Origin of the sequence: Leisingera sp., from assembly GCF_034669605.1 — a bacterium.
Classification (GTDB): Bacteria; Pseudomonadota; Alphaproteobacteria; order Rhodobacterales; family Rhodobacteraceae; genus Leisingera.
This window is the reverse complement of record NZ_JAXMOX010000263.1, coordinates 1-5480: the sequence shown is the minus strand read 5'-3', so window position 1 is coordinate 5480 and position 5480 is coordinate 1. Positions and strand designations below refer to the sequence as shown.

Genomic DNA, 5480 nt, shown 5'->3' with positions numbered 1-5480 from the left:
GTTGCGCGGCTTGTCCACGTCGGTGCCCTATGCGGCGGAAACGCTACATATTCAGACAGTTGCAACACGGGGCCTCGGTCCCGTTTGTTGTTACTGGCCTATCCAACGTCCCGCCCGGTCGCCAGGCCGGGCAACGCCCGGCCCTCCCGCCAAACCGCAGGTTTGCCTCCGGCAAACGGGGAGGGCGCTTCGCACCCACCCAGGGCCGGGCGCTGCCGTCCGCGTGCTGGTTTGGCCCTGCGAAAGCCGGTATTCAGGGCCCTGCAATGAAACGGAGGCCGCTCGCGTTCCCGCAGCGCGGGCAATCCTGCCCATCATCCAGTGCCGCCGCACCCCATGCGCCACTCTCCGCCGATCCGCCGCCGGGCCGCAACTCTCCACCTGAAACCGTGCCCGTTCCGTGCTATTCTCCGCCCCGTTCACCTGGGGAGGATGACACCATGAAACATCTGACTTTGGCCGCGGCGCTGTGCCTGCTGGCGGTTCCTGCCTTTGCCCATCAATGCCCCGCCGACATGGCCGCCATCGATGCGGCACTGGCCGCCGGGACGGAGCTGTCTGAGGCGGATCTGGCAACGGTGCAGGAACTGCGCAGCGAGGGCCAGGCCCAGCATGAGGCCGGCGATCATGACGCCTCGGTCGCGACCCTGGCCGAGGCCAAGGCGCTGCTCGGGATCGACTGACCGCGCAACAAAAACGCCCGGCACCGGGCCGGGCGTTTCGATCGACAGAAAAACAAAAACCTTACAGCGCGTCCTGCACGTCCTGTGCGGCGCCGCTGATTGCTTGGCCGGCCTTGGAAATGTCGCGCCCGGCGCCCTTGGTGGTCTCGCAGGCGGCCAGCCCCAGCAGCATCAGCGCACACGCAAAAATCCTGATCATCGTCTAAGGCTCCTTATCTCTGCCTGGGTGTTTGCCGGGATATCTAGCAAGCCGCTGTGGCGCAGGCCAGCGGAATTGCCGGGGCCGTAGTGCAGGCCGGAAAGCGATTTACCAGAAATTTGCAACTTATAGGGTAGTGTGATACCCGGAAGTCGCGGATATATTGACCTGGATCAAGGCGGTAGCTTTGACTCCGCGGCACGTTGTGCGAAATTTGAGCTGGAGGGCATGTACTATGGACTTTTCCACCAGAAAACAAACCCTTGAACTGCGCCGGATGGCGCTGGCAGGCACCCTGGAAAATACCGCCCTGGCGCCGGCGCCGGCACATACCGGCCGCGCGCCGGACCCGGTGCAGATGGGGTCGGCCCGGCAGGCGGGGGCAGGCCTTGCCGGTGCCGGATCCATCGCGGTCCCGGCAAGGGCCGGCCTGGACGAGCTGCGCCGCATCGATGCGGCTCTGGCCCGCCTGCGCGAGGGGTCCTATGGCTTTTGCCGGATTTGCGGCGACAATATCGCCGATGACTGGCTGGACCAGCGTCCGGCCTCGCCCTTCTGCAAAAGCTGCGCGCTCTGACAGCCCGGCCGCCCGGCCCCGGCTGCAGCGGGGCAGGGCGGCAGGGTGACACGCCTCAGACAGATCCGGGATCTTCCACAGCCGGGGGGCAGCCGCCCCGCCGGCCGGTGCCGGTCCTGAACCGCCGCCGCAGCGCTGCACTACTTCGGGGCTTCCTGCAAAAGCCCCCGTTGCCGTGCCGGCCGGGATATGTCACAACCTGCCTGACCGACTGAACAAATGAGTTTAGCAGATGCCAGATTTCCCTGAGCGCCGCCGCATGATGGTGGACACCCAGATCCGTCCGTCGGATGTCACCAAATATCCGATCATCGAGGCGATGCTGGCAGTCCCGCGGGAACAGTTTGTGCCGGACGCGCAGCGCGAGGCGGCTTACGCGGACAAGAACGTGAAACTGGGCGGCGCCCGGGTGCTGATGGAGCCGCGCACCCTGGCCAAGATGCTGGATGCGGTGGATCTGCAGAACGACGAACTGGTGCTCGATGTGGCCTGCGGGCTGGGCTATTCCACCGCTGTGGCCGCCCGGATGGCGCAGATGGTGATCGGCGTCGAAGAAGACGCGGACATGGCCGCCGACGCGCAGGAGCTGCTGTCGGAGACCGGCGCGGACAATGCCATTGTGCACACCGGCCCGCTGGCGGAAGGGGCTGCCGAACACGGCCCCTATGACGTGATCCTGGTCGAGGGCGGCGTCGAGGCGCTGCCCGCGGCGCTGCTGGACCAGCTCAAGGACGGCGGCCGGATTGCGGCGCTGATGATGACCGGCGCGCTTGGCGAGTTGAAAATCGGCTATAAAAGCGGCACCGGGATTTCCTGGCGGTTTGCCTTCAATGCCGGCGCCCCGGTGCTTCCGGGGTTTGCCGCCGCGCGTGACTTCGCGCTCTGATCCGCGGATCGCGGCATTGCGTTTGCAGCGATGCCGCCGTTAAACTGAACCAGAGGCCGGGCGCCGGACAAAAGAGCGCCCGGAGTGCAGAAAAAAACCACCGCGGCTGGCGGCGCGGCAAAAGATAAGGCAACCGATGCGAATGAAATTCCCGGCGAGTGTGTTGAAGGCTTTTGTGTTTGCCAGCGGCGTGGCGGCCACGGCGCTGGTGCCTGTGGCGGCCGCGGCGGACAACCTGTCCGACGCGATGATCGGCGCCTATAAGACCAGCGGCCTGCTGGATCAGAACCGGGCGCTGCTGCGGGCCGCGGATGAGGACGTGGCGATTGCCTTGTCCCGGCTGCGCCCGGTGATCGACTGGACAATCACTGCCAGCCATACCTATTCCCGCAGCATCAACCAGTTCGGCACTTTCAACGAGTTCACCAACAACGATCTCGGCACCCAGATCCAGCTGACCCAGCTGCTCTATGACGGCGGCGAGACCCGCCTGCGCAAACTGGCGGCGCAGGAGCTGGTGCTTGCAGCGCGCCAGCAGTTGCTGAGTGTCGAGCAGACGGTGCTGCTCAATGCCGTTCAGGCCTATGTGGGGGTGCTGCAGGGGCAGGAGAATGTCGCCCTGCGCCGCAACAACCTGAGCTTGCTGCAAGAGGAGCAGAAGGCGGCGCAGGACCGGTTCGAAGTGGGCGAGGTGACCCGTACCGATGTCGCGCTGGCGCAAAGCCAGGTGGCTGCCGCGCGTGCCAACCTGACCGATGCCGAGGGCGCTCTGCTGACCGCCCGGGCGACCTATCTGCAAATCGTCGGCCACGCGCCGGGCAGGATTGCCGGCCAGCCGCGGCTGCCGTCGCGGGCAGTTTCGATTGACGGGGCGCAGTCCATCGCGGCCCGCAACCAGCCGGATCTGCTGGCGCAGCAGCATTCGGTCAAATCCGCCGACATTCTGGTCCAGGCAGCGACCAAAGCCCTGGGGCCGAACGTGAGGTTCCGTGCCTCCGCAGGCTTGAGCGAGGACGTGAACGGCAGCACCGGCACCGACTCGGATGCTTCGGCTTCGGTGACACTGTCGCAACAGCTCTATGCCGGCGGTCTCAACGCGGCGACCCGGCGGCGGGCCATTGCAGGTGCCGACTCGGAACGCGGCGCCCTGATCAATATCCAGCGTGCCGTGCGCCAGAATGTCAGCTCGGCGTTCTTTAATGTGGAAACGGCGCGGGCGACCCTGGTGTCCTCCAATGAACGGGTGCGCGCGTCCAAGGTTGCTTTTGACGGCATCCGGGAAGAGGCGACCCTGGGGGCACGGACGACGCTGGACGTGCTGCAGGCAGAGCAGCAGTATCTCGATGCTCAGACCGGCGAGGTGACTGCGCGTGCCAGCCAGGTGATCGCGGCCTACCAGCTGTTGCAGGCACAGGGGCTGCTCACCGCCGAGCATCTTGGGCTGGCGGTGGAGATTTACGACCCCACGCTCTATTACAACCTGGTCAAGGACGCGCCTGCGCAATACAGCAAGCGCGGCAAGGATTTGGACCGGGTGCTCAAGGCCTTGGGACGTAACTGACAATTCATCCTATCGGTTGTGCGGTGACGGGAAGGCCGCTACACTCTGACTCAAGAGGCAAGAGTGGTTTATAAAATGTCCGACCCAGTTACCCATGCTGAGATCGAAGATGTATTGTCCTCAATCCGCCGCTTGGTGAGTGATGACAGCCGCAGCGGGCCGGCGGTTCCCGAACCGGCGGCGCGGCTGGTTCTGACACCCGCCCTGCGGGTGCAGGAGGGCGGTCCAGACTGCCCCCCCGCAGCCGAAGTTCCGGCAGTTGATGATCCGGCGGCTAATGATCCGGCGGTTGAAACCGGGTCTGCACCCCGCCGCCCGTCTGCCGGCGCCGCTGACCGCGCTGGCCAGGCCGGAAACGGCGCTGAGGCTCCGGAGCCAATCGGCCGGACCGGCAGCGCGGCGCTTCTGGAGGCGGAAGCCCCGATTGCCTTCCGCCACCGCAGCAGCGTGCCTGAAACCGGATCGTCCTTGGATGACGGGCTGGCCGATGCGGAGCCGGACACCGGATTGCAGGCCGTCCAGCCGGATCCAGGCGATTTGGACACGGGCCATTTCGATGCGGGCCATTTCGATACGGGCCATTTCGATACGGACCATTTCGATACGGACCATTTCGATACGGACCATTTGGAATTGAACCGCTTGGAAACGGGCCGCTCGGATGCCGGGCATCCGGACACGGGCATCCCGGATTCAGGCCTGAATGCAGACGTGCAGGACCCGCAACCGCAAACGGCGCCCGGTGCTGCGGCGGACGTCCCCTGGGGCGACCCCAATGCCACTCTTTTTGCCGCTGCCGCAGACGCGGACCAGCCGGCAGACGGCACAGCCGGTCCGGCCGCTGAAACGCCTGCGGGCCGTCAGGCCCCGGACAGCGGTCACGCCATTGAAACCGCCGGTGCCCGCGCTGCCTCTGTTGTGCGCAAAATCGCCGAGCTTGAGGCCCGCAGCGCCCGCGGGAAAAACCAGGACCAGCAGCAATGGGAGCCGGACAGTCAGACGGAGGCGCCGTTTGCCGGCACCGTCCCCGACACCATCGAATGGCGCGACGAACCGCTTTCCGCCCGCCGTGCCGGACCGCAGGCCGGGGGCGGCGCCTCCGCCGCTGATGATGCGCCGCAGGATGCGGGCGCAGAGGTTTTGCCGGGCCCCGGCGTCAACGATGGCAGCACGGTTGCGCGGGCTGAAACCGTCGCCGAAGCCGCTGTTGCCGAAGCCGCTGCCGCCGGGGCTGCCCTGGAAACTCTGACCGAATCCGCTGACGGCTATCTCGACGAGGACAGCCTGCGCGAACTGGTGGCCAGTATCGTGCGCGAGGAGCTGCAGGGCCCGCTTGGGGAGCGCATCACCCGCAACGTGCGCAAACTGGTCCGCCGCGAAATCCAGCGCGCTCTGGCGGCACATGATCTGCTCTGACAGCGGCAGCAGCGTTTATCAGGATTTCTCAAGGCGCTCCAGCGGGGCGCCTTTTTTGTTCCGGGCCGGATATTGCAGCCCGTGCCTGTGCAGCAAGGCAGGGGGCTCCCGCCCGGCTCGCGGCTTTGGAAAAAGCCTCTCGCCCGTTGGGCCCGGCG

Annotated in this window: 6 protein-coding genes; 5 read left to right on the top strand and 1 reads right to left on the bottom strand. The window is 66.1% G+C overall.

Annotated elements, in window-relative coordinates; all coding sequences use genetic code 11:
* The first annotated feature begins 440 nt into the window (after nucleotides 1-440).
* Nucleotides 441-683 carry a hypothetical protein gene (locus VOI29_RS22275; RefSeq protein WP_323783780.1) on the top strand — a complete coding sequence of 81 codons (243 nt, stop codon included), beginning with the start codon at nucleotides 441-443 and terminating at the stop codon, nucleotides 681-683.
* 61 nt (nucleotides 684-744) lie between these two features.
* Here VOI29_RS22275 and VOI29_RS22270 read toward each other — a convergent pair whose 3' ends face one another.
* The gene (locus tag VOI29_RS22270; RefSeq protein ID WP_084294418.1) at nucleotides 745-882 is read right to left on the bottom strand and encodes an entericidin A/B family lipoprotein; all 138 of its coding nucleotides are present in this window, start codon (nucleotides 880-882) and stop codon (nucleotides 745-747) included.
* Nucleotides 883-1117: 235 nt separating this feature from the next.
* Between VOI29_RS22270 and VOI29_RS22265 the strand changes: the two genes are divergently transcribed.
* From VOI29_RS22265 to VOI29_RS22250, 4 genes are all read left to right on the top strand, one after another.
* Nucleotides 1118-1459 carry a TraR/DksA C4-type zinc finger protein gene (locus tag VOI29_RS22265; RefSeq protein WP_323783778.1) on the top strand — a complete coding sequence of 114 codons (342 nt, stop codon included), beginning with the start codon at nucleotides 1118-1120 and terminating at the stop codon, nucleotides 1457-1459.
* A gap of 232 nt (nucleotides 1460-1691) precedes the next feature.
* Nucleotides 1692-2345 (top strand): protein-L-isoaspartate O-methyltransferase, encoded by a 654-nt coding sequence (locus VOI29_RS22260; RefSeq protein WP_323783776.1) that lies wholly within the window; start codon nucleotides 1692-1694, stop codon nucleotides 2343-2345.
* Between the two features lie 136 nt (nucleotides 2346-2481).
* Complete coding sequence (locus VOI29_RS22255; protein ID WP_323783774.1) at nucleotides 2482-3906, top strand: TolC family outer membrane protein; 1425 nt, start codon at nucleotides 2482-2484, stop codon at nucleotides 3904-3906.
* A 75-nt stretch (nucleotides 3907-3981) separates the two neighbouring features.
* Nucleotides 3982-5322 carry a hypothetical protein gene (locus tag VOI29_RS22250; RefSeq protein WP_323783772.1) on the top strand — a complete coding sequence of 447 codons (1341 nt, stop codon included), beginning with the start codon at nucleotides 3982-3984 and terminating at the stop codon, nucleotides 5320-5322.
* The last annotated feature ends 158 nt before the right edge of the window (nucleotides 5323-5480 follow it).

What these genes read in the sequence shown, in the direction of transcription:
- VOI29_RS22275 (WP_323783780.1), top strand. Translation starts at nt 441, where the DNA reads ATGAAACATCTGACTTTGGCCGCGGCGCTGTGCCTGCTGGCGGTTCCT.
- VOI29_RS22270 (WP_084294418.1), bottom strand. Translation starts at nt 882, where the DNA reads ATGATCAGGATTTTTGCGTGTGCGCTGATGCTGCTGGGGCTGGCCGCC.
- VOI29_RS22265 (WP_323783778.1), top strand. Translation starts at nt 1,118, where the DNA reads ATGGACTTTTCCACCAGAAAACAAACCCTTGAACTGCGCCGGATGGCG.
- VOI29_RS22260 (WP_323783776.1), top strand. Translation starts at nt 1,692, where the DNA reads ATGCCAGATTTCCCTGAGCGCCGCCGCATGATGGTGGACACCCAGATC.
- VOI29_RS22255 (WP_323783774.1), top strand. Translation starts at nt 2,482, where the DNA reads ATGCGAATGAAATTCCCGGCGAGTGTGTTGAAGGCTTTTGTGTTTGCC.
- VOI29_RS22250 (WP_323783772.1), top strand. Translation starts at nt 3,982, where the DNA reads ATGTCCGACCCAGTTACCCATGCTGAGATCGAAGATGTATTGTCCTCA.